The sequence below is a fragment of the Rhodobacteraceae bacterium S2214 genome, from assembly GCA_025141675.1.
Lineage (GTDB): Bacteria > Pseudomonadota > Alphaproteobacteria > Rhodobacterales > Rhodobacteraceae > Yoonia.
The window spans coordinates 2,487,234-2,512,204 of record CP081161.1 but is presented as its reverse complement, the minus strand read 5'-3'; the positions used below and the strand labels follow the sequence as shown (position 1 = coordinate 2,512,204).

General features: G+C 55.9%; 28 protein-coding genes. 17 read left to right on the top strand and 11 right to left on the bottom strand.

Features of this window, described 5'->3' with window-relative positions; translation table 11 throughout:
• The first annotated feature begins 17 nt into the window (after positions 1–17).
• Positions 18–1,208, top strand: a complete 1,191-nt coding sequence (locus tag K3729_12600) for a DUF2235 domain-containing protein (GenBank protein ID UWQ98292.1) — start codon at positions 18–20, stop codon at positions 1,206–1,208.
• Here K3729_12600 and serS read toward each other — a convergent pair.
• A complete protein-coding gene (gene serS / locus K3729_12595; GenBank protein ID UWQ98291.1) occupies positions 1,205–2,494 on the bottom strand; it encodes a serine--tRNA ligase in 1,290 nt (429 codons plus the stop codon). The two genes, K3729_12600 and serS, sit on opposite strands and share 4 nt — an antisense overlap.
• Positions 2,495–2,706: 212 nt before the next feature.
• Here serS and yajC point away from each other — a divergent pair, with 212 nt between their 5' ends.
• From yajC to K3729_12555, 8 genes are read left to right on the top strand one after another with little or no spacing between them, the layout of a single operon-like run.
• The gene (gene yajC / locus K3729_12590) at positions 2,707–2,988 is read left to right on the top strand and encodes a preprotein translocase subunit YajC (protein UWQ98290.1); all 282 of its coding nucleotides are present in this window, start codon (positions 2,707–2,709) and stop codon (positions 2,986–2,988) included.
• A 51-nt stretch (positions 2,989–3,039) separates the two neighbouring features.
• Positions 3,040–5,673 carry a protein translocase subunit SecD gene (gene secD / locus K3729_12585; protein UWQ98289.1) on the top strand — a complete coding sequence of 878 codons (2,634 nt, stop codon included), beginning with the start codon at positions 3,040–3,042 and terminating at the stop codon, positions 5,671–5,673.
• Positions 5,674–5,685: 12 nt separating this feature from the next.
• Positions 5,686–6,039 (top strand): Mth938-like domain-containing protein, encoded by a 354-nt coding sequence (locus tag K3729_12580; GenBank protein ID UWQ98288.1) that lies wholly within the window; start codon positions 5,686–5,688, stop codon positions 6,037–6,039.
• Positions 6,039–6,656 (top strand): heme ABC exporter ATP-binding protein CcmA, encoded by a 618-nt coding sequence (gene ccmA, locus K3729_12575; protein UWQ98287.1) that lies wholly within the window; start codon positions 6,039–6,041, stop codon positions 6,654–6,656. The genes K3729_12580 and ccmA overlap by 1 nt, the downstream gene beginning before the upstream one ends.
• A 10-nt stretch (positions 6,657–6,666) precedes the next feature.
• Positions 6,667–7,323, top strand: a complete 657-nt coding sequence (gene ccmB, locus K3729_12570) for a heme exporter protein CcmB (GenBank protein ID UWQ98286.1) — start codon at positions 6,667–6,669, stop codon at positions 7,321–7,323.
• Between the two features lie 33 nt (positions 7,324–7,356).
• On the top strand, positions 7,357–8,085 hold the full coding sequence (locus tag K3729_12565; GenBank protein ID UWR01045.1) for a heme ABC transporter permease: 729 nt from the start codon (positions 7,357–7,359) through the stop codon (positions 8,083–8,085).
• Positions 8,082–8,228 (top strand): heme exporter protein CcmD, encoded by a 147-nt coding sequence (ccmD, locus tag K3729_12560; GenBank protein ID UWQ98285.1) that lies wholly within the window; start codon positions 8,082–8,084, stop codon positions 8,226–8,228. The genes K3729_12565 and ccmD overlap by 4 nt, the downstream gene beginning before the upstream one ends.
• Positions 8,221–8,760 carry a DsbE family thiol:disulfide interchange protein gene (locus K3729_12555; protein UWQ98284.1) on the top strand — a complete coding sequence of 180 codons (540 nt, stop codon included), beginning with the start codon at positions 8,221–8,223 and terminating at the stop codon, positions 8,758–8,760. Before ccmD ends, K3729_12555 begins: the two co-directional genes overlap by 8 nt.
• 192 nt (positions 8,761–8,952) lie before the next feature.
• Here the strand turns inward: K3729_12555 and acnA are convergent, their stop codons facing one another.
• A complete protein-coding gene (gene acnA, locus K3729_12550; protein UWQ98283.1) occupies positions 8,953–11,643 on the bottom strand; it encodes an aconitate hydratase AcnA in 2,691 nt (896 codons plus the stop codon).
• A gap of 233 nt (positions 11,644–11,876) precedes the next feature.
• Between acnA and K3729_12545 the strand changes: the two genes are divergently transcribed.
• A complete protein-coding gene (locus K3729_12545) occupies positions 11,877–12,581 on the top strand; it encodes a DUF1223 domain-containing protein (protein ID UWQ98282.1) in 705 nt (234 codons plus the stop codon).
• Here the strand turns inward: K3729_12545 and K3729_12540 are convergent.
• From K3729_12540 to K3729_12515, 6 genes are read right to left on the bottom strand one after another with little or no spacing between them, the layout of a single operon-like run.
• Positions 12,574–13,467: a lysophospholipid acyltransferase family protein gene (locus tag K3729_12540; GenBank protein ID UWQ98281.1), complete on the bottom strand. Its 894-nt coding sequence runs from the start codon at positions 13,465–13,467 to the stop codon at positions 12,574–12,576. The genes K3729_12545 and K3729_12540 overlap by 8 nt on opposite strands.
• 5 nt (positions 13,468–13,472) lie before the next feature.
• Positions 13,473–14,117, bottom strand: coding sequence for a nitrile hydratase subunit alpha (gene nthA, locus K3729_12535; GenBank protein ID UWQ98280.1), 645 nt, complete (start codon positions 14,115–14,117; stop codon positions 13,473–13,475).
• The gene (locus K3729_12530; GenBank protein UWQ98279.1) at positions 14,107–14,400 is read right to left on the bottom strand and encodes a nitrile hydratase subunit beta; all 294 of its coding nucleotides are present in this window, start codon (positions 14,398–14,400) and stop codon (positions 14,107–14,109) included. The genes nthA and K3729_12530 overlap by 11 nt, the downstream gene beginning before the upstream one ends.
• Positions 14,393–14,740: a nitrile hydratase subunit beta gene (locus tag K3729_12525; protein UWQ98278.1), complete on the bottom strand. Its 348-nt coding sequence runs from the start codon at positions 14,738–14,740 to the stop codon at positions 14,393–14,395. Before K3729_12525 ends, K3729_12530 begins: the two co-directional genes overlap by 8 nt.
• Positions 14,741–14,797: 57 nt before the next feature.
• On the bottom strand, positions 14,798–15,856 hold the full coding sequence (locus K3729_12520; GenBank protein ID UWQ98277.1) for a flagellar motor switch protein FliG: 1,059 nt from the start codon (positions 15,854–15,856) through the stop codon (positions 14,798–14,800).
• A gap of 43 nt (positions 15,857–15,899) precedes the next feature.
• Positions 15,900–16,289, bottom strand: a complete 390-nt coding sequence (locus K3729_12515) for an autoinducer binding domain-containing protein (protein ID UWR01044.1) — start codon at positions 16,287–16,289, stop codon at positions 15,900–15,902.
• A 242-nt stretch (positions 16,290–16,531) separates the two neighbouring features.
• Between K3729_12515 and K3729_12510 the strand changes: the two genes are divergently transcribed.
• Positions 16,532–17,143, top strand: a complete 612-nt coding sequence (locus tag K3729_12510) for an autoinducer binding domain-containing protein (protein ID UWQ98276.1) — start codon at positions 16,532–16,534, stop codon at positions 17,141–17,143.
• Between the two features lie 142 nt (positions 17,144–17,285).
• The gene (locus K3729_12505; GenBank protein ID UWQ98275.1) at positions 17,286–17,939 is read left to right on the top strand and encodes an autoinducer synthase; all 654 of its coding nucleotides are present in this window, start codon (positions 17,286–17,288) and stop codon (positions 17,937–17,939) included.
• 85 nt (positions 17,940–18,024) lie between these two features.
• Here the strand turns inward: K3729_12505 and K3729_12500 are convergent, their stop codons facing one another.
• Together K3729_12500 and purB are read right to left on the bottom strand one after the other, a co-directional pair.
• On the bottom strand, positions 18,025–18,198 hold the full coding sequence (locus tag K3729_12500; protein UWQ98274.1) for an adenylosuccinate lyase: 174 nt from the start codon (positions 18,196–18,198) through the stop codon (positions 18,025–18,027).
• Positions 18,199–18,275: 77 nt separating this feature from the next.
• Positions 18,276–19,577 (bottom strand): adenylosuccinate lyase, encoded by a 1,302-nt coding sequence (purB, locus tag K3729_12495; protein ID UWQ98273.1) that lies wholly within the window; start codon positions 19,575–19,577, stop codon positions 18,276–18,278.
• Positions 19,578–19,685: 108 nt separating this feature from the next.
• On the opposite strand from purB, the gene K3729_12490 reads away from it, so the two are divergent.
• Together K3729_12490 and K3729_12485 are read left to right on the top strand one after the other, a co-directional pair.
• Positions 19,686–20,096 (top strand): hypothetical protein, encoded by a 411-nt coding sequence (locus tag K3729_12490; protein UWR01043.1) that lies wholly within the window; start codon positions 19,686–19,688, stop codon positions 20,094–20,096.
• 81 nt (positions 20,097–20,177) lie between these two features.
• Positions 20,178–20,783 (top strand): biotin transporter BioY, encoded by a 606-nt coding sequence (locus K3729_12485; protein UWQ98272.1) that lies wholly within the window; start codon positions 20,178–20,180, stop codon positions 20,781–20,783.
• A 161-nt stretch (positions 20,784–20,944) separates the two neighbouring features.
• On the opposite strand, the gene K3729_12480 is transcribed toward K3729_12485, so the two are convergent.
• Positions 20,945–22,147, bottom strand: a complete 1,203-nt coding sequence (locus K3729_12480) for a bifunctional alpha/beta hydrolase/OsmC family protein (GenBank protein ID UWQ98271.1) — start codon at positions 22,145–22,147, stop codon at positions 20,945–20,947.
• Between the two features lie 146 nt (positions 22,148–22,293).
• Between K3729_12480 and K3729_12475 the strand changes: the two genes are divergently transcribed.
• From K3729_12475 to K3729_12465, 3 genes are all read left to right on the top strand, one after another.
• Positions 22,294–23,019: a DUF3445 domain-containing protein gene (locus K3729_12475; GenBank protein UWQ98270.1), complete on the top strand. Its 726-nt coding sequence runs from the start codon at positions 22,294–22,296 to the stop codon at positions 23,017–23,019.
• Between the two features lie 62 nt (positions 23,020–23,081).
• Positions 23,082–24,284: a threonine ammonia-lyase gene (locus tag K3729_12470; GenBank protein UWQ98269.1), complete on the top strand. Its 1,203-nt coding sequence runs from the start codon at positions 23,082–23,084 to the stop codon at positions 24,282–24,284.
• A gap of 94 nt (positions 24,285–24,378) precedes the next feature.
• Entirely contained in the window at positions 24,379–24,948 is a 570-nt protein-coding gene (locus K3729_12465) for a hypothetical protein (protein UWQ98268.1), read from the top strand.
• Positions 24,949–24,971: the final 23 nt, after the last annotated feature.

The following is a 24,971-nucleotide window of genomic DNA, read 5'->3' as shown; positions in this document are numbered from 1 at the left end:
ACCAGAGGGAGCGTATCATGAAACGGATTGCGATTTTTTGTGACGGCACGTGGAACACGCATGATGCGCCACATCCCACGAACGTGGTGCGTATGGCGCAGGCGGTGCGGCTCACGGCCGAAGATGGAATGACCCAGCACGTGATCTACCAGATCGGCGTGGGGTCGGGGCGCGGCGGCAATAAGATTGCAAAAACGCTGGATAAATTCGGGGGCGGGGCGCTTGGTTGGGGGCTGACCGAGAATATCGAAGAGGTCTACCGCGCCTTGGTGTTTTGCTATGAACCGGGGGACGAAGTCTACATCTTCGGCTTTTCACGGGGCGCATATACGGCGCGGTCGCTGGCAGGTATGATCCGGTCTTGTGGCATTCCGCCGCGCGATGCGGTCGGGCGGATACCAGAAGCGTTGGCGCGATACCGATCCCGCGATCCTGAAACCAAGCCGGACGATCCCGAAAGTTTCTTATTCCGCCGTGATTTTTCGCCCTACACCGCCACCAGCGAGGCCGAGTTTAACTGGCGTGTGCAAACCAAAGCGGGGCTTTGTGTTAAACTGAACCTTGCCTATTTGGGGGTCTGGGACACGGTTGGTGCGTTAGGTGTTCCGGGGTTTTTGGCGGCAGCAAAGCTGTTCAACAGGAAATATCAGTTTCACGATACCGATCTGTCGCGCAGTGTCGCATCTGCCCGCCATGCGGTTGCCATTGACGAACGCCGCCGGACGTTCCCGCCATCGCTATGGGATAATCTGGACCGCCTGAACAAACTTGCGTTGGCTGGCGAGGACGACGTGACCCTCGACCCCGCAACCGTCGGCGATTGGCCGTATCGTCAGGAGTGGTTTCCGGGCGATCACGGAACGATTGGCGGCGGCGTTGCAAAGGGTGGTTTGGCGGCCGCCAGTTTTGGTTGGATCGCGGAAGGTGCGCGGACTGCCGGATTGGACATGCGGACCGAGGTCATCGAGAAAATCGCCGCAGGCTATAACGTGCGTGAATCCGTGATGAGCAAGAAAGCCGGCATGCTCAGCGGTATGTTAGGATTCTTGTCCCAAGACAGGGCAGGACCTTCAGACCCAATCACAGTGGCCGATGTGACGAAGGCGCGGATTGCCTGTGACGCCAATTATCGGCCTAGCACATTGGCAAAAGTCATGGATGCGGTGCAGCGAACCCTTGGAAAGGATCCGCTGCTACCACCTGATTAAACGAGAGTGCCGTCGGCTGTGATGGCCGTTTTGCCACGCAGGTACGGGTGCAGGGCAGTTGGCAGATTGATTGAACCGTTTTCCTGCTGTCCGTTTTCGAGCACTGCAATCAACGCACGCCCAACTGCAAGGCCAGAGCCGTTCAGCGTATGGACGAATTCGGGTTTGCCGCCGCCTTCGGGTTTAAACCGTGCATTCATGCGACGTGCTTGGAAATCACCCGTGGTAGAGACGCTTGATATCTCGCGGTAGGTGTTCTGACCGGGCAGCCATGCTTCAATGTCGTAGGTGCGACGCGCGCCAAAGCCCATGTCGCCGGTGCAAAGCAGAACCGTGCGATATGGAACTTCGAGGCGTTCAAGAATATCCTCGGCGCAGCGCAGCATACGTTTTTGTTCGTCGTCGGATGTGTCGGGGTGACAAACTGTCACCATCTCGACTTTTTCGAACTGGTGCTGACGCAACATACCGGACGTATCGCGGCCCGCTGAACCAGCTTCAGACCGGAAGCACAACGTGTGGGCGGTCATGCGGCGGGGCAGGTCGGCGGCTTCCAGCACGTCACCTGCGACGGAATAGGTCAGGGTCACTTCGGACGTCGGGATCAACCACCAGCCATTTGTTGTCTGGTAGCTGTCGTCACCAAATTTCGGCAATTTGTCGGTGCCATACATGGCTTCGTCACGGACCAGAACTGGCGTCGAAATCTCTTCCAACCCGTTTTCTTCGACATGCACATCGATCATGAATTGACCCAAGGCGCGGTGAACGCGGGCGACAGCGCCTTTCATGTTCACAAAGCGGGAACCGGACAATTTGCCAGCCGTCGCGAAATCAAGACCCGGAATTGCTGCTGGAATTTCAAAGTGTTCCTTCGCAAAGCTCATCTCGCGCGGTTCGCCCCATTTCTTGACTTCGACGTTGTCGTCTTCATCTGCGCCTTCGGGAACGTCGTCATACGGCAGGTTCGGGATCGTCGCCAAAAGGTCAGTCAAACGCTGGTCTTCGGCTTTGGCTTCGTCGTTCAGCGTGGCGATTTGCGCCTTCTTTTCAGACACAAGCGCACGCAGACGCTGGAATTCATCCTCGTCGCCACGGCCCTTGGCGGCACCGACTTCTTTGGCGGCTTTGTTCGCGTCAGCTTGCGCCGTTTCAGCGGCCTGAATTTTCTCGCGGCGTGCTGTATCAATCGCCAAAATCTCGGACGACAAGGGCGCATCTCCACGGCGAGACAGGGCCGCATCGAAAGCGGCGGGATTGTCACGGATCATGCGGATATCATGCATTTGTTCTGTCCTTGTCTGGAAGATTTGAAATCGTGCCCCCATATGCCTCAAACAAAGGGGGCTGTGAACCGTGAAAAGCGTTAAGAAAACCAAGCGATCCGCGTTGCCATTCCTAGCCCTCCAACCTAATGTGCTGCGACTTCGGGCAATGTGTGTCCGGACAACAGATAAACAGACGACCGCTGCGGCGGCTCAACAGACTGGGGACCTCCATGCAGGGTATTGAATCACTCGTTCCATTGCTTCTCATTTTCGGGATCATGTACTTCCTTTTGATCCGTCCACAGCAAAAGAAGCTGAAGGAACATCAGGCAATGGTATCTGCATTGCGTCGCGGCGATCAGGTGATCACCCAAGGTGGCGTGATGGGCAAAGTGACAAAGGTTAAAGACGACAGCAACGAAGTTGAAGTTGAAATCGCACAAGGCGTGAACGTGCGCGTTGTACGGTCCACAATCGCGACTGTTGTGAACAAGACCGAACCAGCCAAATAAGCCTGACTATACGACCGACGACGATACGTTTGGCCGGGGAGGCCACCTGACATGCTCCAGATTTCTGCATTCAAGCAAACCATGATCTGGCTGACCTGCGCGGTTGGCCTTTTGCTGGCTTTGCCCAACGGCTTTTACACGAACGTGGAAAAGCACAATGATGCGGCGGTCCTGATCGACGGTGGTCAAACAAACGAAGAGCTAGAGGCTGATTACGGCCTTTGGCCTGACTTCTTGCCGTCCGGTCTGGTTAATCTTGGCCTTGATCTGCGCGGCGGTGCGCATCTGCTTGCCGAAGTGCAGGTCGAACAGGTTTACGCGTCCGTGATGGATGGCATGTGGCCAGAAGTCCGCGATACGTTGGTCGCCGAACGTGACGCGATTGGGTTTGTCCAACGCGATCTAGACGCACCCGAAGATGTGCTGCGGTTCTCGATCTCCGAAGAAACGGGTGTTGCCCGTGCGTTGGAACTGGTCCGCGGTTTGGCCCAGCCAATTGTCAGCCTGACAGGTGCAGGTGCCAGCAACATCGAAGTGACGGCCAACGGCAATATCTTCACCGTAACTCTGTCCGAGGCCGAAAAGCAGGCGGTAGACGAACGCACGATCCTGCAATCGCTTGAGATTATTCGCCGCCGGATCGACGAAGTGGGCACACGCGAACCGACAATTCAGCGTCAGGGTACATCGCGTATCTTGATCCAAGTCCCGGGCATCGGGTCCGCCGAAGAAGTCAAAGAACTGATCGGCACGACCGCGCAACTGACATTCCAGCCCGTCGTAGGCCGTGTCAGCGATCCGGGCGAAGCGCCGGGTTCAGGCAACGAAATCGTGCCGTCCTTGGATGAACCGGGTGTGTATTACATCCTCGAACGGACACCTGTGGTGACCGGTGAGGAACTCACCGACGCGCAGCCTGCGTTCGATCAGAACAGCCGTCCTGCCGTGAATTTCCGGTTCAACCCAACGGGTGCCCGTAAATTCGGTGACTATACGCTAGAAAACATTGGCGCGCCTTTTGCGATTGTTTTGGATAACGAAGTGATCAGCGCCCCAACGATCCAAAGCCACATTCCAGGCGGGTCCGGCATCATTACAGGTGACTTTAGCGTCGCCGAATCCACAAACCTTGCTGTTCTTTTGCGGGCAGGGGCATTGCCTGCGGAACTGACGTTCCTCGAAGAACGGACGATCGGGCCAGAGCTGGGCCAAGACAGCATCGATGCAGGTAAAATCGCCTGTATCATCGCGGGCTTGGGTATTCTGATCTACATGGCGTTGTCCTACGGTCTGTTCGGCATCTTTGCGAACGTCGCCCTGATCATCAACGTCGGCCTGATCTTTGGCCTGTTGTCGATGATTGGTGCCACGCTGACCTTGCCGGGTATCGCGGGGATCGTGTTGACGATCGGTATGGCGGTGGATGCGAACGTCATCATCTTTGAGCGGATCAAAGAAGAAATGAAAACCGCCAAAGGATCGGCCCGCGCGATTGAGCTGGGCTATGAAAAGGCGCTGTCTTCCATTCTGGATGCGAACGTCACGACCTTCATCACGGCGTTGATCCTTTTCCTTGCAGGGTCCGGTCCTGTAAGGGGCTTTGCGATCACCTTGGGGCTGGGGATCATCACATCCGTCTTCACCGCTATCTTTGTGACCCGTGCGATCATCGTGATCTGGTATGGCCGTAAGAAACCGAAGGTCCTGCCGATCAAGGGCTTCTTGAAGTTGGTCAAGGACAACACTGCATTCGACTTCTTTAGCCGTGCTAAATTGTGGCTGGGAATGTCGGCGGTTCTGGTTGTCGTGGCCTTTGGTTCCTTCATGTATCAGGGCCTGAACTACGGCATTGATTTCCAAGGCGGGACATCCATCCGGACCCAATCAGAGCAAACAATCGACGTCGGTGAATACCGTGCCGCGATTGCGCCGCTGGACCTTGGCGATGTGTCGATTACCGAAGTCTTCGATCCAAACTTTGCCGATGACCAAAACGTCGCAATGATCCGCATCCAAGCTCAAGACGGTCAGGAAAGTGTCGCGGTTGAAACCATTGATGCGGTCAAAGGCGCGTTGCTGGCGATTGATAGCACTGTGACATTCCCGTCAGTCGAATCCGTTGGTCCAAAGGTGTCTGGCGAATTGATCAAGACCGCGTTCATCGCCGTGGCGATGGCTGTGGGCGCGATCCTGCTCTACATTTGGCTGCGGTTCGAATGGCAGTTCGCGGTGGGTGCTGTTCTGGCACTTGTCCACGATGTGGTGCTGACCATTGGGATTTTCTCGGAACTGCAGATCAAGTTCGATCTAGCCATTATCGCGGCGCTTTTGACCATCGTTGGCTATTCGATCAACGATACGGTGATTGTGTTTGACCGCGTGCGGGAAAACCTGCGCAAGTACAAACAAAAGCCGCTGAAAGAGGTGCTGAACATCTCGATCAACGAAACGCTGAGCCGGACCTTGATGACCTCCGTCACCACGATGCTGGCGCTTCTTGCGTTGTTCATCCTTGGCGGTGACGTAATCCGTGGCTTCGTCTTTGCGATGATGTGGGGCGTGTTTATCGGGACGTATTCATCCGTGTTCGTGGCGACCGCAGCCCTGTTGATGCTTGGCGTCAAACGTGACTGGTCCAAGAAGGCGCCAACTGTCGGCAACCAATACGCCAACATCGACGCTTAAGGGGGATCGCAGATGCGCCTGAACGAAATCCAGTATGATGATAGCAAACCAGTCGACAGCTACGGACCGGGTTTCTTTCGGATCGGCGGACAGATGTTCGAAGGGGCAATCTGTGCGTTTTCTGGTGGCGTGGCCCCGTGGGGCGGATACGACGACGTAGAAACGATCCTGACCCGCAAGGACGACATCGATGTGGTGTTTATCGGGACAGGGGCGGAAATTGCGCATCTGCCGACCGATTTCCGCGACGCATTGGAAGAGGCCGGATTGGGTGTCGAAGCGATGGCATCACCTGCCGCGTGCCGGACCTATAACGTCTTGTTGTCCGAAGGGCGCCGCATCGCGGTGGCCCTTATTCCGGTTTAATGCTGGAGGTCCGTGATCTGACCTGTACGCGCGGCGGTATCGCTGTGCTTGCAAATGTTGGATTTGCGGTGAAGGTGGGCGAAGCATTGGTGCTGCGCGGGCCCAACGGGATCGGGAAGACGACGTTACTGCGGACGATCGCGGGACTGCAACCTGCGCTGAAAGGCGACGTGATCGCGGAACCCGAAACAACGGCCTACGCAAGCCACGCCGACGGCGTGAAAGATGCGCTGACAGTGCGCGAAAACCTTGCGTTCTGGGCTGAAGTCCACGGCGGAAAGTTGGACGACGCAGCCTTCGACCACTTTGAAATCGCAGACCTGAAAGACCGGATCGCGGGGACATTATCGGCGGGGCAAAAGCGCCGGTTGGGCCTGTCGCGTTTGGCCGTGGTCGGGCGACCCGTTTTGTTGCTGGACGAACCGACGGTGTCGCTTGACGGGTTTTCCGTCAAGATGTTCGCGAAATTCTTGGCGGAGCAGCATTTGGCACTAGGCGGTGCGGCCGTGATCGCCACCCACATCGACCTCGGGCTGGACCTGCCGGAACTGGATCTGACACCGTTCAAAGCCGTTGAGACCGACAACGACGGGGCGTCGGACGAGGCGTTTTTATGAGGGCGGGCTTGTGATCGCGCTTCTGATGCGAGACTTGCGACTGGCCATTCGGGCAGGCGGTGGCTTTGGCCTTGGGCTCGCGTTTTTTCTGATCGTGGTGGTGCTCGTGCCATTTGGGGTTGGGCCAGAGGCGGGGCTGCTGAGCAAGATCGCACCGGGCATTCTATGGGTCGCGGCACTGTTGGCAGCACTTTTGTCGCTCGACCGGATTTTTGCACTCGATTTTGAAGACGGATCACTGGCGTTACTCGCCACATCACCGCTGCCTTTGGAAGGTGTCAGCTTGATCAAGGCGCTGGCGCATTGGATCACCACCGGACTGCCACTTTGCTTTGCAGCGCCCGTATTAGGGTTTCTGTTGCACCTACCGACAGATGCCTACTGGTTCCTCGTAATCTCACTGCTGATCGGCACGCCCGGTCTGTCGATGATCGGCACTTTTGGGGCGGCGCTGACCGTGGGGCTGCGACGCGGTGGCCTGTTGCTATCATTGCTGGTTTTGCCGCTTTATGTCCCGACGCTGATCATGGGGGCGGATGCGGTCAGGCGCGGGGCGGACGGGATGCAGGCCACGACACCGCTGATGTTGCTCGGCGTGATCACATTAGGGTCAATTGCAGTGCTACCCTTCGCTACGGCTGCTGCATTGCGGGTTAATCTGCGTTAGACAGGCCCATGGCCTAGGGAGTTGATGGTACTGATGTCATTGTGGGAATACGCAAATCCAAAGAAATTCATGGATTGGACGCGACCTGTGCTGCCTTGGGTGGCAGGGGCGGCGGCGCTATGTCTAGCGGTTGGATTGATCTGGGGGTTCTTTTTCACGCCTGATGATTTCCGGCAGGGGTCGACGGTCAAGATCATCTACTTGCATGTCCCCGCAGCGCTAATGGCGATCAATGCGTGGTTGATGATGCTAGTAGCGTCGTTGATCTGGATCGTGCGTCGGCATCACGTGTCGGCACTGGCAGCCAAGGCAGCGGCACCTGTCGGGATCACGATGACGCTGATCGCTTTGGTTACAGGTGCACTGTGGGGATCACCGATTTGGGGGACATATTGGGAATGGGATCCGCGACTAACGTCATTCCTGATCCTGTTTCTGTTCTACCTCGGCTACATGGCACTGTGGTCCGCGATCGAGGATTCGGACACGGCGGCAGATCTGACATCGATCCTGTGCCTTGTCGGGTCAATTTTCGCGATCCTGTCACGCTACGCCGCACAATTCTGGAGCCAAGGTCTGCACCAAGGCGCGTCGCTGTCGTTGGATAAAGAAGAGAACGTGTCGGACGTGTTCTGGCAACCGCTGGTGATCACGATGATCGGCTTCGGGCTGCTGTTTGTGGCGTTGGTTTTGCTGCGGACACGCATGGAGGTGCGGTTGCGCCGGATCAAAGCGCTAGAAGCGCGGGCAAGGAGGGCATGATGCCGGATTTGGGTGCCTATGCGTTCGAGATTTTGATGTCCTACGGGATTTCGCTGGGCTTGTTAGGGGGCTTGATCGGCCTATCTATATGGCAAGGCCGTCGCGTGAAGGCGGCGTTGGAACGGATTGAAAAGAATGGCTAAAGTGTCACCGATGCTCGTGCTACCGCCTGTGATTTTTGCAGGGTTGGCAGGGTTGTTTCTCAGCGGGATGTTCCGCGAAAATCCGGGTCAATTGCCGTCGCAATTTGTCGGGCAAACTGCGCCCGCATTGCCGGCAGAGGCGATCAACGGCGAGCCATTGTTGACGGTAGACGACCTGCAATCGGGCGAAGTCACAATCGTGAATTTCTGGGCCAGTTGGTGCCCGCCTTGCCGTGCTGAACACCCGTATTTGCTGGAACTCGATGCGGCTGGTTACCGCGTCGCGGGGATCAATTTCCGCGATTTGCAGGATCAAGCGACTGAATATTTGGAAGACGATGGTAATCCGTTCTTTGCCACGGGCTTTGATCCGCGTGGTCGGTCCGCGATTGATTGGGGCGTCACAGCACCGCCCGAGACGTTCATCATCGGTGGCGATGGGACTGTCCTGCATCGGCACGTCGGCCCGCTGGTCGGGTCGGTTGTTGAACAGCAGTTCTTGCCTGCGCTAGAAGCCGCGCTGGCCGAATAGGTTTGACCTGATTGACCTCAGCAAGGCTGAGGATTTCATGATTATGACGCGCGGGTTGCAGTGGTGCGGTCCGCATTAGATTGTGTTGTGTGCCGCAGCGTTTGATGCCTCCGGCGGGGATATTTAGGACCAAAAGAAATGCAAAAGGCCCGCGTCAGACGCGGGCCTTTTCGTTTTTCGAGAGAGCGGGGTTTAGGCCGCTTTGGCGAGGTTACGCAGCACGTAGTGCAGCACACCGCCGTTTTCGATGTATTCAATCTCGACCGCTGTATCGATGCGGCATTTGACTGTGATCTCTTTCACGGTGCCGTCGCCCATCGTGATGGTCGCCGGTACGTTTTGCAAAGGCTCGATTGTGTCGAGACCAGAGATCGCAACTGTTTCGTCACCTGTCAGGCCAAGTGATTTACGTGTGTCGCCGCCAGTGAATTCGAACGGAATGACACCCATGCCAACGAGGTTGGACCGGTGGATACGTTCAAAGTTTTCAGCGATCACCGCTTTCACGCCCAGCAGGGCTGTGCCTTTGGCTGCCCAGTCACGTGAAGAGCCAGCACCGTATTGTTCGCCTGCGAAGACGACCAGCGGCGTGCCTGCTTCCTGATGCGCCATTGCCGCGTCAAAGATCGCTGCTTGGTTGCCATCTGGACCTTTTGTGTAGCCGCCTTCAACACCATCGAGCATTTCGTTCTTGATGCGGATGTTGGCGAAGGTGCCGCGCATCATGACCTCGTGGTTCCCGCGACGTGAGCCGTAGGAGTTAAATTCACGCACAGGCACCTGACGTTCGATCAGGTACTGACCCGCAGGTGTTGTGTCCTTGAATGACCCAGCAGGAGAGATGTGGTCAGTTGTGACCATATCACCCAAGATCGCCATGACTTTCGCGCCGGACAGGTTGCTGATTTTGCCTGGATCCTTGGACATACCTTGGAAGTAGGGCGGGTTTTGGATGTAGGTTGACGCGGCTGGCCAGTCGTATGTTTCAGAATCCGGTGTCTGAACGGCCTGCCATTTTTCGTCGCCTTTGAAGACGTCAGCGTATTTCTTGATAAACGCTTCGCGGGTCACTGTCTGTTCAACCAGATCGTTGATCTCTTGGTTGGTTGGCCAGATATCTTTCAGGAAGACGTCGTTGCCGTCTTTGTCCTGACCGATGGCATCAGTGGACAAGTTGATGTCCATTGTGCCAGCCAGCGCGTAGGCCACGACCAGAGGCGGGGACGCGAGGTAGTTCGCGCGCACGTCTGGTGAAATCCGGCCTTCGAAGTTCCGGTTACCGGACAGAACGGATGTCGCGACCAGATCGCCTTCGGCAATGGCGTCGGACAGTTCTTTCTGGATCGGGCCAGAGTTACCGATACATGTGGTGCAACCGTAGCCAACCAAGTTGAACCCGATTTTGTCGAGATCTTCTTGCAGGCCAGCTGCTTCAAGGTATTCGGACACAACCTGTGAACCAGGTGCGAGCGATGTTTTGACCCAAGGTTTCCGGTCCAGACCCAGTGCCGCCGCTTTACGTGCAACAAGGCCAGCGCCGATCATGACGTATGGGTTGGATGTGTTGGTGCAGGACGTGATGGAAGCGATAACAACTTTGCCTGATTCCATTGTGTAGTCTTCGCCGGCGACAGTTACTTCTTTGCCCATTGGACGTTTGAAGGTCTCTTCCATTTCTTTGGCGAATGCAGATTTCGCGCCAGTCAGTGCAACGTAATCTTGTGGACGCTTTGGACCTGAAATCGCTGGAACGATTGTGCCCATATCAAGCGACAATGTTGCTGTGTAGACTGGTGCGTAGTCCGCATCGCGCCAGAAACCGTTGGCTTTTGCGTAGGCTTCGACCAAAGCGATCCGGTCTTCGTCGCGGCCAGTGTTCCGCAGGTAACGCAGTGTTTCGCCATCAATTGGGAAGAAGCCACATGTCGCACCGTATTCTGGTGCCATGTTTGCGATGGTTGCACGGTCTGCCAGTGGCAGACGGTCCAGACCTTCGCCGTAGAATTCAACGAATTTGCCGACAACGCCCATTTCGCGGAGCATTTCGACAACTTTCAGCACGAGGTCGGTGCCTGTTGTGCCTTCGACCATTTCGCCTGTCAGCTCAAAGCCAACAACTTCTGGGATCAGCATGGACACGGGCTGACCAAGCATCGCAGCTTCAGCTTCGATACCGCCAACGCCCCAACCCAGAACGGCCAAACCGTTGACCATTGTTGTGTGGGAATCAGTTCCGACGAGCGTGTCAGGGTAAGCCACTTCAACGCCGTTTTGGTCAGTGTCTGTCCAAACCGTCTGCGCGAGATATTCGAGGTTCACCTGGTGACAGATACCTGTGCCCGGAGGAACAACACGGAAGTTGTTAAACGCTTTCTGACCCCATTTCAGGAATGTGTAGCGTTCGAGGTTCCGTTCGTATTCACGGTCCACGTTCATCTGGAACGCACGTGGGTTGCCGAATTCGTCGATCATCACAGAGTGGTCGATGACCAGATCAACTGGGTTCAGCGGGTTGATCTGCTGAGCGTCACCGCCAAGCGCCACAATACCGTCGCGCATCGCAGCAAGGTCAACAACAGCTGGAACGCCGGTGAAATCCTGCATCAGAACGCGGGCAGGGCGGTACGCGATTTCAATCGGGTTCTTGCCGCCTTTGACAGCCCAATCAGAAAACGCCTTGATGTCGTCTGTTGATACAGAGAAACCGCCGTCTTCGAAACGCAGCAGGTTTTCAAGGACCACTTTCAACGCGGCTGGCAGCTTGGAAAAATCGCCAAGGCCTGCGGCTTCTGCAGCTTCGATAGAATAATAGTCGATGGACTTGCCACCAACGGTCAGGGTTTTACGGGTTTTGGCTGTATCTGTGCCAACGGTTACAGTCATGGCTGTCCCTTTCAAATGAGGAAGATTTGGCTTGATTGGCTTTTGCACCAAGGGGTGCGGAGGATCAAGGGTTAATTTGTATACCGTTGCACACAATGACGCGCGACGGTTGTAAAAACCGTGGCATTCGGGTCGCCACTGGCAAGTATGACATGTTGCTCGCGATTGGTTGATTGGCCTGTGTGCCAGTTAATCCTTAGATGTGTGTCCGTAGCCAAAAGAAGAGAATCCCTATGCGCCACCTTTTGCGGACTGCCGCCTTGATGACGACCTGCTTTGCAGCACCGGCTTTGGCCGATATGTCGCCTGTTGTGGTTGAACTTTATACGTCGCAAGGCTGCTCCTCTTGTCCGCCGGCAGATGAGATGCTGACCGAATTGGCCGCACGTGACGACGTTATCGCATTGGCGTTACATGTTGATTACTGGGATTACATTGGTTGGGTCGATGAATTCGCCAATCCCGCTTACACCCAGCGCCAACAGGATTATGCCCGCGCGGCAGGTGAAACGACGATCTATACGCCACAGTTCGTGATTGCAGGGCAGGACATCGTTATCGGCGCACGTGGCATGGATGTGGCTGATCTGATCGCCGCACGCCGGATCGAAGACCAGCCCGTTGATGTGGACCTGACGTGGACCGAAGACACGCTGAGCATTACGGCCCAGATGGACGATGCGCCGGCTCCAGATGGCTATGTTGTGCAACTGGCGCAGATTTTGCCGGTCCAATCTATCGACATTCAACGTGGTGAAAACGCTGGAAAAACAATCCAGTATTCCAACGTCGTGCAGTCGATCACTGTTCTTGGACAGTGGGACGGCGTGGAACCCATCAGTTTCGAAGCCGATGTGACCGACGCTGATCAAGTCGCAGTTATCGTGCAACGTGGCACAAACGGTCCGGTCGCAGGTGCAGCCAAACTGATTAACTAGCAGCAGGCTTACCCTTCGGCTGCTTCCAACGTCTGTGAACCCAGAACCATTGTGCAGGCGTCGCAGTGACCCGTGCTTCCAAGCGTTTAGTCATTTCCGTCATCATGATCTCTGGCGTGTCCGGCGCGATCGGCGCTTCGACATGAACGTCAAAGCTCAGGCCGTCGTCTTTTCGAATACCGAAATAGGGAATCACGATTGCCCCCAGCCGCAAAGCAAGGTCAGCGGCAGAGGTCGCAGTACGCGCTGGATGCCCCAGAAACGGCAGGTTGATGCCGCCGCTATTGGCCACGTCGAACAATAGCGTCGCCATACCGCCTGATTTCAGATGTTTGGCGAAGCCGATGGTGCCTTGGCGACCCTGCGCAAAAACAGGCCCGCCCCATGACGACATGGTTTTGGCGTAGTGGGCGTTGAAATAGGGATTTGCCATTGGACGATAAAGCCCGCCGATGGTCAGGCCGGTTTGCGTCAGCACGTGACGGGGCGCTTCGTGATTGCCGATATGGCCAGTGACAAAGATGACAGGTGTCTCGGATTCGCGGGCCTGTGCCAGCGCATCGAGACCTTCGCCAACCGGAACCGTATCCGACAGCCGCTGCCCGAATTCCCGCCAAGAATAGTTTTCAATCAGCGTGCGGCCAAAGTTGTCGCAAACGGCGGTGGCCATCGCCCGACGGTCTGCAGGTGACTGATCAGGGTAGATTCTCGCAAGGTTTGTTTCAGCGCGGGTGCGGTAGCTGGTCAGCGGCCCAATCCCGTTCGCCATGATACGACCCATCGCACGGACGCGCTTTTCATAGGGCAGTTGCATGACCGTGCCCAACAGGCCGCGCAACACGCGATCTGTCAGCCAATCTGCATGTGAAGGGGCGCGGTCTGCCATTGGGGTTAACGCGGGCTCCGCGCGATACCTGTGCCGATCATGCTGTCGCGGGTGACAAGTGCAGCAAGCGCCGCCTCAGACATGTCATCTGTGCCAGCGGGGCGGGCAGGGATCACGACGTAGCGCATATCTGCGGTGCTATCGTGGACCCGAACAGTCACATCATCCGGCAAAGTCACGCCAAATTCAGCCAAGACAGAGCGCGGTTCGCGGACGGTGCGGGACCGGTATGCCCGCGATTTATACCAATCCGGCGGAAGGCCCAGCAGGTTTCGCGGGTAACACGAACATAGCGTGCAAACGACGATATTGTGGACGTCAGACGTGTTTTCCACGGCGATCAATTTCATCGGACCGATATCGAAGCCCATCTCGCTTGCGGCTCTCGACCCATCCGCAAGCAGCCTTTCACGAAAGGCGGGATCGACCCACGCGCGGGCAACAACGGCCGCGCCGTCTGCCGGACTACGCGCATCCATCGCTTCGATTTGTGTGGCGATCTCTGCGGGTGTTGTCACACCCTTGTCGATCAAAATCTCACGGATCGCGATTTCCATCTGTTGCCAGTAGGTGAGCGTCGTGTCCTGATCTGGACGATAAGGATGGCCTGAAGGCGATAGGTGGTCATGGTCGTGATGATCATGTGGCATCGTCAGTGATCCTTTCGAGCCAATGTGCGTAGATTTCCGCTTCAAGAATGTCCGTCGGGTTTTCGGCAGCGTCGCCCCAAACCTCGGCCATGTCAAAACGCACGCGCAACAATTGGCCCGGTTGCGCCGCGATCCCGTAGGCAAGGTCTTCGGGGTTTGCAAATGGCCCGAGTGTGCGTTCAACGACGCCACTTTTGCCGCGCAGATAATAGGGGGTGCGGACGTGACCAGGTGGGATGTCTGTCTTTACCCGCACATGTTCCTGAACGCTGAAGCTACTCACTTGCCGCGTCCCCGTAGGTGGTACCACGCGATGCAACTTCCGACATCTTTTGCGCAAGTTCTGCCGTCGTATAGACACCGCCTTCGATCAAGTTTTGATTGATCGACATGATCCAGCGCTCATAATACGTCATCTGATCAAAGCTCTCGACGGGCATGTCTTCAAGGACACGGCGCAGACCATCCACCGTGAAATGCCCCTTGGTGGAGCACAAGACCATCAACGCATCAACGCGCTTTTCCCAGATTGCGAAGTCATGTGACGCATCTGGAACCGGACCAGCGGCATCGCCGCCCATGTCGTGCCAACGTCTGCCGATTTGTGGTGTCTTATCTGTCATTTGGCGACGATACCTGAGGATAGCGCAGACTGTCCATCACCGATCCCGCGTCAGGGTCTATTCGTCGTCTTCATCGTCCGTGGATTGATAGGTAATCCCGCCGTCTTCGGCCAATGTACGGATCGCGGTCGTGACGACATTCATCGCCGCTTCGCCAGTTTTGCGTTTCACAGGGCCCATTTCGTCAACCGCTTCGCGAATTGATCCTGCCATCCTTTGGGACATGTTCGCCAGAATGTATTCGGCCCCCGCGGCTTCGTCGTCGGACCCTGCAAGTGCCGCTGAAATTGCGACATTCAGTTCGTCCGCATCAACGGCGCGAATACAGACAGGGATATCGGTTCCTTTGATCCGTGTCGCGATGTCTGCAAATGTGAAAATGTTCTTGCGGACATCATCTGCAAACTTGGGATCATCGCCATTCAACGATGTCAGCACATCTTCGCGGGTGGCGGCAGGGCTGGTGTTCAAGATCGCGCCAAGGCGTGCATCCGGCCCACGATTGAATGCGATCGTCGTTTTTTCACAATGATCGCGCATCAACGCCTTACCAATCTTCAGGACTGCACCAGGGGAAACGGACGATGTTTGGGACATACCAAAACTGATCCGCCGCGCGCGTTCACCCGGCAGTTTTCCTAAAACTTCAGCGGCCTTCGCGACCGGCAGTTTGGATAGAACAATTGCGCCGATGTGCGTGCTTTCGGCTTCCATCAACGTGACAAGATCGTCTTCTGACAGGGCCGTCACCATTGGCCATGGATCACCATTTTGGGCAGCAATGATTTCTGCGCGCAACCGTTCGGCCAGATCAGGGCTGATCTGGTCACCAAGCGCATCAAGCGCTTGCAGCGTGCTGCCGGGTGCGACAAGACCGATTGAATCCAGTTCTTCGAGAAATTCCGCCGCGACCTGTTCGACCGTCGATTTGTCGACGAGCCGAATAGCCCCAAGTTCGTGCGCCAACGCCGCTTGCAGCTTTTCCGGCATACGGGTCAGGGGAATCCCGTTCCCATCGCGGAAAAGCATTTGAACGATCAATGCAGCCTTGCGCCGACGCGTAAGGCCAGCGGGCGGAGTAGGGGATGCGGAGGATAATTGGCCAAGCTGTTGCATGGCCTTGTTGTCTCACTTCGTCCTAAACAAAGTGTAAAGACAATCAGTCATTTGCAGGGTGTGTATAAAGAATCGACATCTCTTTCAGCGCAGCCGCTGTTTCAGGCGAAAGCGCCTGTAGATTGTCGGTCAGCGCATGCATTTCGTGCAGATGGCCCATGATTTCATCAGTCTCGGCCTTCGTAAATTCACGGTCAGGACGGGCAAACGCGCAAATGCTTGGGCTTGCGTCTTCGCCAACGGCGCATGCGATCCCGTATTTCAGGCCGTGCTCTGCAGCTGCTTTGAAAACGCCAGCAACATCCAAGTCAGCCAATTCGGCCCAAGTGCGGGATCCACGGTTTTCAAACCCCCAATGCACAGCCGGATCCGTCATGACGTATCCGTTCTGGGAATAGTGATCCAACCACTTCTTTTCGTATGTCTGGAACAAGAAAGTCGGGGTCGTATAACGGATGTGCAAGGCCAAAGCGTAGCCAGAAGGTGACAAGACCTTCAGCTCTGCTAATTTCGCTTTTATTTCAGCCTGTCCAGCCATAATATCGCACTCGCTTTATAGTTGCCTGTATGACGTTTCAGTATATACAGGCCCAAACCTACCTGTGTGGCGCATGTTACCCGAGATGTCGTGTTTGTGTTAGTGCTTTTTGAGGGTTCGGCTCAATAGGATAATTGATGGAACGGCTCCTTAGTTCTGATGACCTCAACCAGCTTGCGCCCGCAGGGTTCCATATTGCGTTGCGTATCGGTTTTGCTTTTCCTCTCGAAGAACAAAATGCTTTCCCGCCGCCATGGGTCGAACACTACACAATGCAGCGGTTTATGCTGTTCGATCCGGTTATTAGATGGGTCTACAGCAGTTCTGCAGCGGCGATTCGCTGGAGCGAAATTGAACTAGAAGACCCGCGTAAGGTGCTTGCCCAAGCACAGACATTTGGGCTGCGATACGGGGCCACTGTATCTGTCACTGACAAGGTTCAAAAAGGTTTACGATCCTTCGGGTCGTTTGCACGAAATGATCGCGAATTTACAGACCTCGAAATCCGGCTTCTGAACGCATTTATCCAACGACGTCATGAGGAAACAGCACCTCCGTCAAACCTGACGCGCGCCGAACTTGAAGTGCTTCAAATGATTAAAAACGGCGAACGGATTAAGCAGATCGCACATGAATTAGGCGTCAGCGAAGGTGCCATCAAGCAGAGGTTGAAGAACGCGAAGCTGAAACTGGATGCCAAAACGGGGCCTCAGGCCGCAGCTTTGGCCAGTCAGTTCGGACTAATTTAGTTCCAAATTTAGTTGATTTTTGAAAACTGGGAATGTTTCTAACTGGTTAATAGTAATGGCTGTTAAGACCTATTAACTATAAAATTATTTATAAACTTTCCTAAAATGCTATGCGTTGACTCTCTAAAGTGGAGAGGGAACCATGGAAAATATTACGTTTAAACTTGCGGACATGCACCAACATGGTGCTGCTTTTTTTGAATTTCTTGCCCTGCGTAAGAAGTTCTTCGTCGATAATCTTGGGTGGGATATCCCCCATGACGAATCACATGAGATGGATCAATATGACAACCCACAGGCGAGCTATTCGCTTGTATTGAAGGATGGCAAAGTGATCGGTGGGGCACGGGTGATGCCGACAACGTCACAATGGGGCACACATACGTATATGCTGCGTGACGCCGTCCAGGGGAAATTGATCGATATTCCAGCCAACATCATGGGGCGCGATATTGTCGACGCGGACATGTGGGAATGTACCCGACTTGTGATGTGCGATAGCGTCCGGACACATGCAGAACGCAGCACATGTTTGCGCATGATCGTGGACGGGCTGATCGATCTGGCCAACGAAAAAGGCGCGACCAAACTGATGTGTCTGTCTACCTTGGCGATGATGCGCGCACTGCGTCAGCTTGGCTATGATGCGGAACGTATGGGTGACACGTATCTCAATGATGGCGATGGCCGCCGTTACGCCGTTCTGGGCATGTCAGCTGCACGTCAGACCGCCTTTGTGCCGAAAGCTACGCACCGTCCGCAGCCACAGCCGCTACACGCGCCGTCAAAGGTGTAACGGTGCGGGGTTTAACGAGTTTTCGGTCATGTGCGCGGTATAAAAAAAGAAACGGGAGGCAATCTGCTGCCCCCCGTTTATCTGTTTAACTCGTTGTTTCAGCGACGCAAGTGTTTGCGTCCGCGTCAAAAACCATACCTTCAGCGCATGATATTGCTGCTTGCTGATCCATCGCATGGGACCCATGGCACCCTTGGGCGAAGGCCGCCACAGGCGAGATGGCAATGAAAAGGGCGGCGATAGTCAATTTGATCTTCATCGTTCACTCCTATTTGTTTCCGTAGGGGAAACTTAGCAGCAAATCCATAAAAGTCACGTTGACGTTTCGCCGACCGCTTAGCCAAAGACCCGTTTGAAGATCGTGTCGACGTGTTTGGTGTGGTAGCCAAGGTCGAATTTCTCTTTAATCTCGTCTTCAGACAAGGCCGCAAGAACGTCGGCATCACCAAGCAATTCTGTTTGGAAATCTTTGCCTTCTTCCCAAACTTTCATCGCGTTGCGCTGCACCAGTTTGTAGCTGTCTTCACGGCTGACACCAGCTTGCGTCAATGCCAGCAGAACCCGCTGGGACATCACGAGGCCGCGGAATTTGTTCATGTTGGCCAGCATGTTGTCCGGGTAGATCACCAGCTTTTCGATCATACCTGCCAGACGGTTCAGCGCAAAGTTCAGCGTGATCGTCGTGTCCGGACCAATCGCGCGTTCCACAGAGGAATGCGAAATATCGCGTTCGTGCCACAGCGTGACGTTTTCAAGAGCAGGGGTGACGGACATACGCACAAGGCGCGCAAGACCCGTCAGGTTTTCAGTCAGCACAGGGTTACGCTTGTGCGGCATCGCGGAAGAACCCTTTTGACCCTTTGAGAAGAACTCTTCGGCCTCAAGCACTTCAGTACGCTGCATGTGGCGGACTTCGGTGGCGATGTTTTCCATGGAAGACGCGATCACACCCAAAGTCGCAAAGAACATCGCGTGACGGTCGCGTGGGATAACCTGAGTGGAAATCGGTTCAGGTTTCAGGCCCATCTTTTCGCAAACGTGCTCTTCGACGCTTGGATCAATGTTCGCGAATGTACCAACCGCACCAGACACAGCACCGGTCGCGATTTCTTCGCGGGCCAGTTTAAGGCGGGCAAGGCCACGATCCATTTCGGCGTAGAAGCGCGCGAATGTCAGACCCATTGTGGTTGGTTCCGCGTGGATACCGTGGGACCGACCGATGCGAACGGTTTCTTTATGCTCGATCGCACGGTCCTTCAGAGCTGCAAGAACGCGTTCCATGTCTTTGATCAAGATGTCAGAGGCGCGCACCAGCTGGACGTTGAATGTGGTGTCCAGAACGTCGGACGATGTCATGCCTTGGTGTACAAAACGGGCTTCGTCGTTGCCGACGATATCGGCAAGGTGGGTCAAAAACGCAATGACGTCGTGCTTGGTCACAGCTTCAATCGCGTCAATCGCGGCCACGTCGAACTCAACATCCTTGGCTTTCCAGACCGCGTCCGCGTTTTCCTGCGGGATCACGCCAATGGCAGCTTGGGCGTCACAGGCGTGGGCCTCGATCTCGTACCAGATGCGGAACTTGGTGGCTGGCTCCCAAATGGCAGTCATTTCGGGGCGAGAGTAACGTGGGATCATGGGATCATGGCCTTTTGTGAATGGGCAACAGCGTATCCGCGCGTCATAAAGGGCCGCGACCTGAGGCTCAAGTGCCGTTAGGTCAGAAGAACAAGGGCAGGGACGATGATGTTAAAAGCGGCTGATTTCGCGGGCGATTGGCAGTTAGACCGCACGATCACGGATCGGCACGGCGGCATGGATGGCACTTTGCAGGGGCTGGCGACGCTGGCGGGGCAAGGTGATGCGTTGCGATACGAAGAAACGGGGCGGCTCAAACTGCAAAGCGGACCTGTGATGGAAGCGACGCGGGCCTACCTTTGGACGTTCGAAGGCGCACGCGTCGTCGTGCGATTTGCGGATGGTGCTGATTTTCACAGCTTCATTCCAGAAGGAACGGTGCCGGGGACGTCACATCTGTGCGGTGAAGATTTATATGACGTGACCTATGATTTCCGTGATTGGCCCGCGTGGACAGCGACGTGGTCGGTGCGCGGACCACGTAAGGATTACACCTCTGTGTCGCATTACAGCCGATAGGTTTCGACGCAAACATCTTGCAAGTGCAGCATCGCTCGGGCAATAAGTTCCGCAACGTATAACAAAGCGGGGGAAAGCCTGATGGCATTCGCACTCAACGACAAAGTTCTCATCGACACATTTGCCAATAACGAAGGCGCAATGCGCCGCGCCAAACAAGCGATCATGGTGATCCTTGGTGTGGCTGTGCTGGCCCTGACCGCAAAGATGCAGTTCTTCATTCCGGGCAATCCTGTGCCTGTGACACTGACAACATTCGCAGTTCTGACAATCGGCGCAGGTTACGGCGCACGTTTGGGCGCATTGACTGTTGCGGGTTACCTCGCGATCGGTGCGATGGGTTTCGACGTGTTTGCTGGGTCCTCTGCTGAAAAAGCAGGTCTTGTTTACATGATGGGCGGCACTGGCGGCTACCTTGTTGGGTACATGCTGGCGGCACTGGCGCTGGGTGTTGCGGCACGTAAAGGCTGGGACCGTAACGTTGTGACGATGGGTCTGGCGATGCTCGTGGGCTCTGCGCTGATCTACATCCCCGGCTTGCTGTGGCTGCACCAGTTCGCATCCGGTTGGGAGCAGACACTGGCATGGGGTATCACACCATTCCTGATCGGTGACGCGCTGAAATTGGCACTGGCAGCATTGATCGTGCCAGCGCTGTGGAAGCTGATCGGCAACGCACGCACATAATCAAACCTTGGTTTGAAGCAATCGAAAGGCGCAGCCGTTGGCTGCGCCTTATTTTTATTCTGGTGTGTGTTGCGACTGGACACGGGAATAACGTGGGCCAGTGGGCGTTTTAGAGTTCTGCATGCCTCCGGCGGAGGTATTGAAGACCAAAAGAAGCTGGCCTAAACCAGTTTCGTGACCACTTCGTTGGTGCGTTCCAAAGTTTTGTGGACCGGACATTTATCTGCGATTTCCAACAGGCGGGTTTTTTGTTCGTCGTCTAGATCACCTGTGAGGTGGATCGTTCGTGTGAAACAGTCGATCTTGTCGCCCGCTTTGCTGTCGCTTGCGTGGCATTTGCCGTGGTCGACATCGACTGAGATACCATCCACTGGCCAGCCTTTGCGTCGCGCATACATCCGTATTGTCATCGATGTGCACGCCCCTAGCCCCGCAGAGACCAGACCGTACGGCGTCGGTCCAGTGTTCGTGCCGCCGACTTTGACCGGCTCGTCCGCGACCATCGTGTGATCGCCGACTTGGATGGTCTGGGCGAAACTATCGGGGCTGGTTTCGGTGACGCGCAAGGTGCCCTCTGGCGCTTTGGCGACCTGTGTTTCGACCGGAGCGGGCAGGTAGCGCCGTGACCACGTCGTGATGACATCAACGGCGTAGGCCGCGTCTGCGGGTTTGCTGAGCAGGTGATCGGCATCGTCGAGTGTCACGAAGCTTTTAGGGTGTTTGGCACCAAGGAAAATCTCGCCTGCATTTTCAATACCCACAACGTGGTCACGCGGGGCATGAAGCACTAGCAGGGCGGCGTTCAATTTGGCCAACGCAGGTTGCAGGTTTGCGGCAGCCACATCATCGACAAAACCCTGTCCGATATTCAGCGGACGCCCGCCAAGCTGCACTTCGGCCACGCCGTGTTCTGCAATGCTTGCCAAGGCGGCCCCGAAGTTGTGGGTGACATGACCCGGATCGGCAGGAGCACCGATGGTCACGACGCCTTTGATAGACGGCATGTCGGGTGCTGCACGCAGGACAGCGGCACCGCCCAATGAATGCCCGATCAGCAGCGTTGGCGTCAGGCCACGGCGATCCAGTTCGGCCGCGGCTGCATGCAGGTCCGCGACGTTAGAGCTGAACGTCGTGGTCTCGAACGCGCCTTCGGAATGGCCGAGCCCTGTGAAATCAAACCGCAGCACAGCGATGCCGTTATCCGCAAGCCCGCTTGCCAAACGACGCGCGGCCACGATCTCCTTGGAGCAAGTAAAGCAATGCGCGAAAAGCGCCACAGCCCGTGGCGTTCCATTTGGCATATCGAGCCGCGCGGCCAGCATATGGCCTGCGTGGCCGGCGAAGGTGAATTTTTCGGATGTCATAGTGTCTTTCCCGTTTCTTGGGCCCCGTTGCCGGGTCATCGTCTTGCGTTGGGTCATAGGTGGCGTTTGAACGCGGGCGGCGCAATCTTTGCGTGGGCTTGTCACGCAATGGTGACGTTTGTGTCTGTCTTGGGTAGATAGTTTCCATGACGATGATCCTTGGCCAAATCCCTGAAAACCAACGCCATGCGGCGGCTGCGCGCTTGCCGGGGATACAGCCCGTTACGGGGACGGATTGGATTACAACCGACGATTCCTATGCGGAACAGATCGCATTGAAACAGACGTTACGCGCGGAACGGCCCACGGACGTCCTGCGCCAATTGCCGGAAGCCGACGACGCGGCGGCTGAACTGCTGGTCGAGGTTTTGAAGCTGCTGAAACAGCGCGCCGGATTCGATGTCACGGGAACAAAAATCATCTGTCCGGACAGGCGGCATGTCGACACGTCCGGCGCGCCCTTGCAGGTGTTATCGCAGCTCTTGCAAGAAGATCTAGTGATCCACCAGCCGATGGGTGACGTGCACCGAATGACCGCCGCATTGCTCTGCTTTCCCGCGTCTTGGACGCTTGCGCAGAAGATCGGCAAACCGCTGACCGCGATCCATGATCCGGTACCGGAATATGACGCTAACCTTGCGAAACGTGTGCAGCGACTGTTTGACGGGATCCAGGTCGGGCGACCGCTCTGGCGCGCCAACCTGCTGCGTTATGACGATCCGGCGCTGTATCAACCACGGACAGAAGGCAACCCGCGCCCCGTCGGCACAGCACAAAGCCTTTATGAGCGCAGCGAACGTCAGACCCTGTTCCGGCTGCCGCAAACCCGCGCGGTGGTCTTTGCGATCCACACGGTAGTCGCCCTTGCGTGAAACGTGATGGACGGGGCGCGGCGGCTGTTCTACCTCTGGACCATCAGTTGAAGGAGCCCGAAATGGTCGTCACGCTTTCCCACATCCAAGCCGTTCATGCGGCGATTAAACCCGCGACGATTGAAACGCCTTTGGTCAAGGCCACGCGGCTATCGCAGCATTTGGGCATTGATCTGTACCTCAAGCTTGAAAACCTCCAGCACACGAACGCGTTCAAGGCACGGGGGGCATTGGCGAAACTGCTGACGCTGTCGGACGCGGCGAAAAAGGCGGGCGTGATTGCCTGTTCGGCGGGGAACCACGCGCAAGGGCTGGCCTATCACGCCAACCGTCTAGGCATTCCTGCGGTCATCGTGATGCCCGAAGGGACACCGTTTAACAAAGTGAAGCGGACCAAAGACATGGGGGCCGAAGTCGTGATCCACGGCGTAGGATTTGACGATTCCGTGCAGTTCACGCTGGATATGGCAGAGGAAAAAGGGATGACCTTTGTGCATCCATTTGATGATCCAGAGGTCGTGTCGGGGCAGGGCACCGTGGCGCTCGAGATGCTCGCACAGGAACCTGATCTGGACTGCATCGTCGTGCCGATTGGCGGCGGTGGGCTAATTGCGGGGATGGCCACGGCGGCGAAGGGCTTGAAGCCACAGATCGAAGTGATCGGGGCACAGGCGCATCTGTTTGATGCGGCTAAGGCGAACTTTGATCAATCCAGCACACATTTTGGCGGGGCGACACTGGCCGAAGGGATCGCAGTGAAAGCGCCCGCGAAGGCGAACCTCGCCGTGATCCGCGATCTGGTGGACCGCGTGGATGCCGCAACCGAGGTCGAGATCGAACAGGCGGTGTTTGACTTGCTGTCGGTGGAAAAACTCGTGGCCGAAGGGGCGGCGGGCGCGGGCCTTGCGGTGATCAAAAACAACCTCGATCAGTTCGCGGACAAAAAGGTCGGGCTGCTGATCTGCGGCGGCAACATCGACAGCCGCGTGCTGTCCACGCTAATCGTGCGCGGGCTGATGCGGGACGGACGGATCACACGGCTGGTGTTCGAAATCGCAGACACGCCGGGGCAATTGTCCAAGATTTCACAGATCATCGGCGACGCCGGGGCCAACGTGATCGAAGTGATCCACCAACGCATGATGCAATCGGTATCGCTGAAACAAGCGGAGCTGGAAGTGGTGATTGAAGCGCGGGACCAGTTCCATGTGGATGAGATTTTGGGGGTGCTGGAGGAGGCAGGGTTGAGGGTGCGGGTGGTTTGAGCGGTGTATTTTGCGGTGGCGGTGTGCTCGAACTCTCGAGTACCATTCTAGCAAGACTAGAGATTTTTTAGTACAGTAACGAGAAAGATTTTCTATGATTTTTAGAAGAATTGCTTTTGCACTTGCAACAGTATTGTTCGCTCCAACGATCGCGCTTGCTGATTGCAAGACGGCTGAAGAAATGCTGGACTTCCCAAAGTCAGCACTCAATGACGTAGAGCCTTGCGACCGACTTGGGACGATCTTTTTGCGTTACAATGAGATATCATCCCGGGCTAGGTTTTCGATCGGGACGTTGGCACAAGCCGACTACATCTACTATGTCTTGTTTAAATCAAGTGTCCTCTCTGAGCCTTCCGTCATGGGCAAAGGCGGGATACTAATGAGCGCGCTCGCGGTTTTGCCGGAAAATGATACGGTAAGGTCAGCTGCCTATAAGTTTGCGATCCTACGAGAGTATGCTCGCCTTTCCCCCGATGAGGCGACGACACTAAGTAATCACGTCAACGCTTTGGCATTTGCCTTGAAATCAAGCTTCGAGGACTCAGGATTTGAAAATGTGGCTGCGTTAGATTGTTTCATTGATGCAGACATTCCGCATTTGAGCGTGGAAACAGTTCTCGGCTCCAAATTTTTCGAAGACTGTTTGACGCAGCACCATTAATGCATGGACCTGACGGGGACTTA

What these genes read in the sequence shown, in the direction of transcription:
- K3729_12475 (UWQ98270.1), top strand. Translation starts at nt 22,294, where the DNA reads ATGACGATGATCCTTGGCCAAATCCCTGAAAACCAACGCCATGCGGCG.
- yajC (UWQ98290.1), top strand. Translation starts at nt 2,707, where the DNA reads ATGCAGGGTATTGAATCACTCGTTCCATTGCTTCTCATTTTCGGGATC.
- K3729_12580 (UWQ98288.1), top strand. Translation starts at nt 5,686, where the DNA reads ATGCGCCTGAACGAAATCCAGTATGATGATAGCAAACCAGTCGACAGC.
- K3729_12510 (UWQ98276.1), top strand. Translation starts at nt 16,532, where the DNA reads ATGGAACGGCTCCTTAGTTCTGATGACCTCAACCAGCTTGCGCCCGCA.
- K3729_12545 (UWQ98282.1), top strand. Translation starts at nt 11,877, where the DNA reads ATGCGCCACCTTTTGCGGACTGCCGCCTTGATGACGACCTGCTTTGCA.
- K3729_12525 (UWQ98278.1), bottom strand. Translation starts at nt 14,740, where the DNA reads ATGACAGATAAGACACCACAAATCGGCAGACGTTGGCACGACATGGGC.
- K3729_12505 (UWQ98275.1), top strand. Translation starts at nt 17,286, where the DNA reads ATGGAAAATATTACGTTTAAACTTGCGGACATGCACCAACATGGTGCT.
- secD (UWQ98289.1), top strand. Translation starts at nt 3,040, where the DNA reads ATGCTCCAGATTTCTGCATTCAAGCAAACCATGATCTGGCTGACCTGC.
- ccmA (UWQ98287.1), top strand. Translation starts at nt 6,039, where the DNA reads ATGCTGGAGGTCCGTGATCTGACCTGTACGCGCGGCGGTATCGCTGTG.
- nthA (UWQ98280.1), bottom strand. Translation starts at nt 14,117, where the DNA reads ATGCCACATGATCATCACGACCATGACCACCTATCGCCTTCAGGCCAT.
- K3729_12600 (UWQ98292.1), top strand. Translation starts at nt 18, where the DNA reads ATGAAACGGATTGCGATTTTTTGTGACGGCACGTGGAACACGCATGAT.
- K3729_12520 (UWQ98277.1), bottom strand. Translation starts at nt 15,856, where the DNA reads ATGCAACAGCTTGGCCAATTATCCTCCGCATCCCCTACTCCGCCCGCT.
- K3729_12540 (UWQ98281.1), bottom strand. Translation starts at nt 13,467, where the DNA reads ATGGCAGACCGCGCCCCTTCACATGCAGATTGGCTGACAGATCGCGTG.
- ccmD (UWQ98285.1), top strand. Translation starts at nt 8,082, where the DNA reads ATGATGCCGGATTTGGGTGCCTATGCGTTCGAGATTTTGATGTCCTAC.
- acnA (UWQ98283.1), bottom strand. Translation starts at nt 11,643, where the DNA reads ATGACTGTAACCGTTGGCACAGATACAGCCAAAACCCGTAAAACCCTG.
- purB (UWQ98273.1), bottom strand. Translation starts at nt 19,577, where the DNA reads ATGATCCCACGTTACTCTCGCCCCGAAATGACTGCCATTTGGGAGCCA.
- K3729_12470 (UWQ98269.1), top strand. Translation starts at nt 23,082, where the DNA reads ATGGTCGTCACGCTTTCCCACATCCAAGCCGTTCATGCGGCGATTAAA.
- K3729_12465 (UWQ98268.1), top strand. Translation starts at nt 24,379, where the DNA reads ATGATTTTTAGAAGAATTGCTTTTGCACTTGCAACAGTATTGTTCGCT.
- K3729_12480 (UWQ98271.1), bottom strand. Translation starts at nt 22,147, where the DNA reads ATGACATCCGAAAAATTCACCTTCGCCGGCCACGCAGGCCATATGCTG.
- K3729_12490 (UWR01043.1), top strand. Translation starts at nt 19,686, where the DNA reads ATGTTAAAAGCGGCTGATTTCGCGGGCGATTGGCAGTTAGACCGCACG.
- K3729_12555 (UWQ98284.1), top strand. Translation starts at nt 8,221, where the DNA reads ATGGCTAAAGTGTCACCGATGCTCGTGCTACCGCCTGTGATTTTTGCA.
- K3729_12485 (UWQ98272.1), top strand. Translation starts at nt 20,178, where the DNA reads ATGGCATTCGCACTCAACGACAAAGTTCTCATCGACACATTTGCCAAT.
- K3729_12565 (UWR01045.1), top strand. Translation starts at nt 7,357, where the DNA reads ATGTCATTGTGGGAATACGCAAATCCAAAGAAATTCATGGATTGGACG.
- K3729_12500 (UWQ98274.1), bottom strand. Translation starts at nt 18,198, where the DNA reads ATGAAGATCAAATTGACTATCGCCGCCCTTTTCATTGCCATCTCGCCT.
- serS (UWQ98291.1), bottom strand. Translation starts at nt 2,494, where the DNA reads ATGCATGATATCCGCATGATCCGTGACAATCCCGCCGCTTTCGATGCG.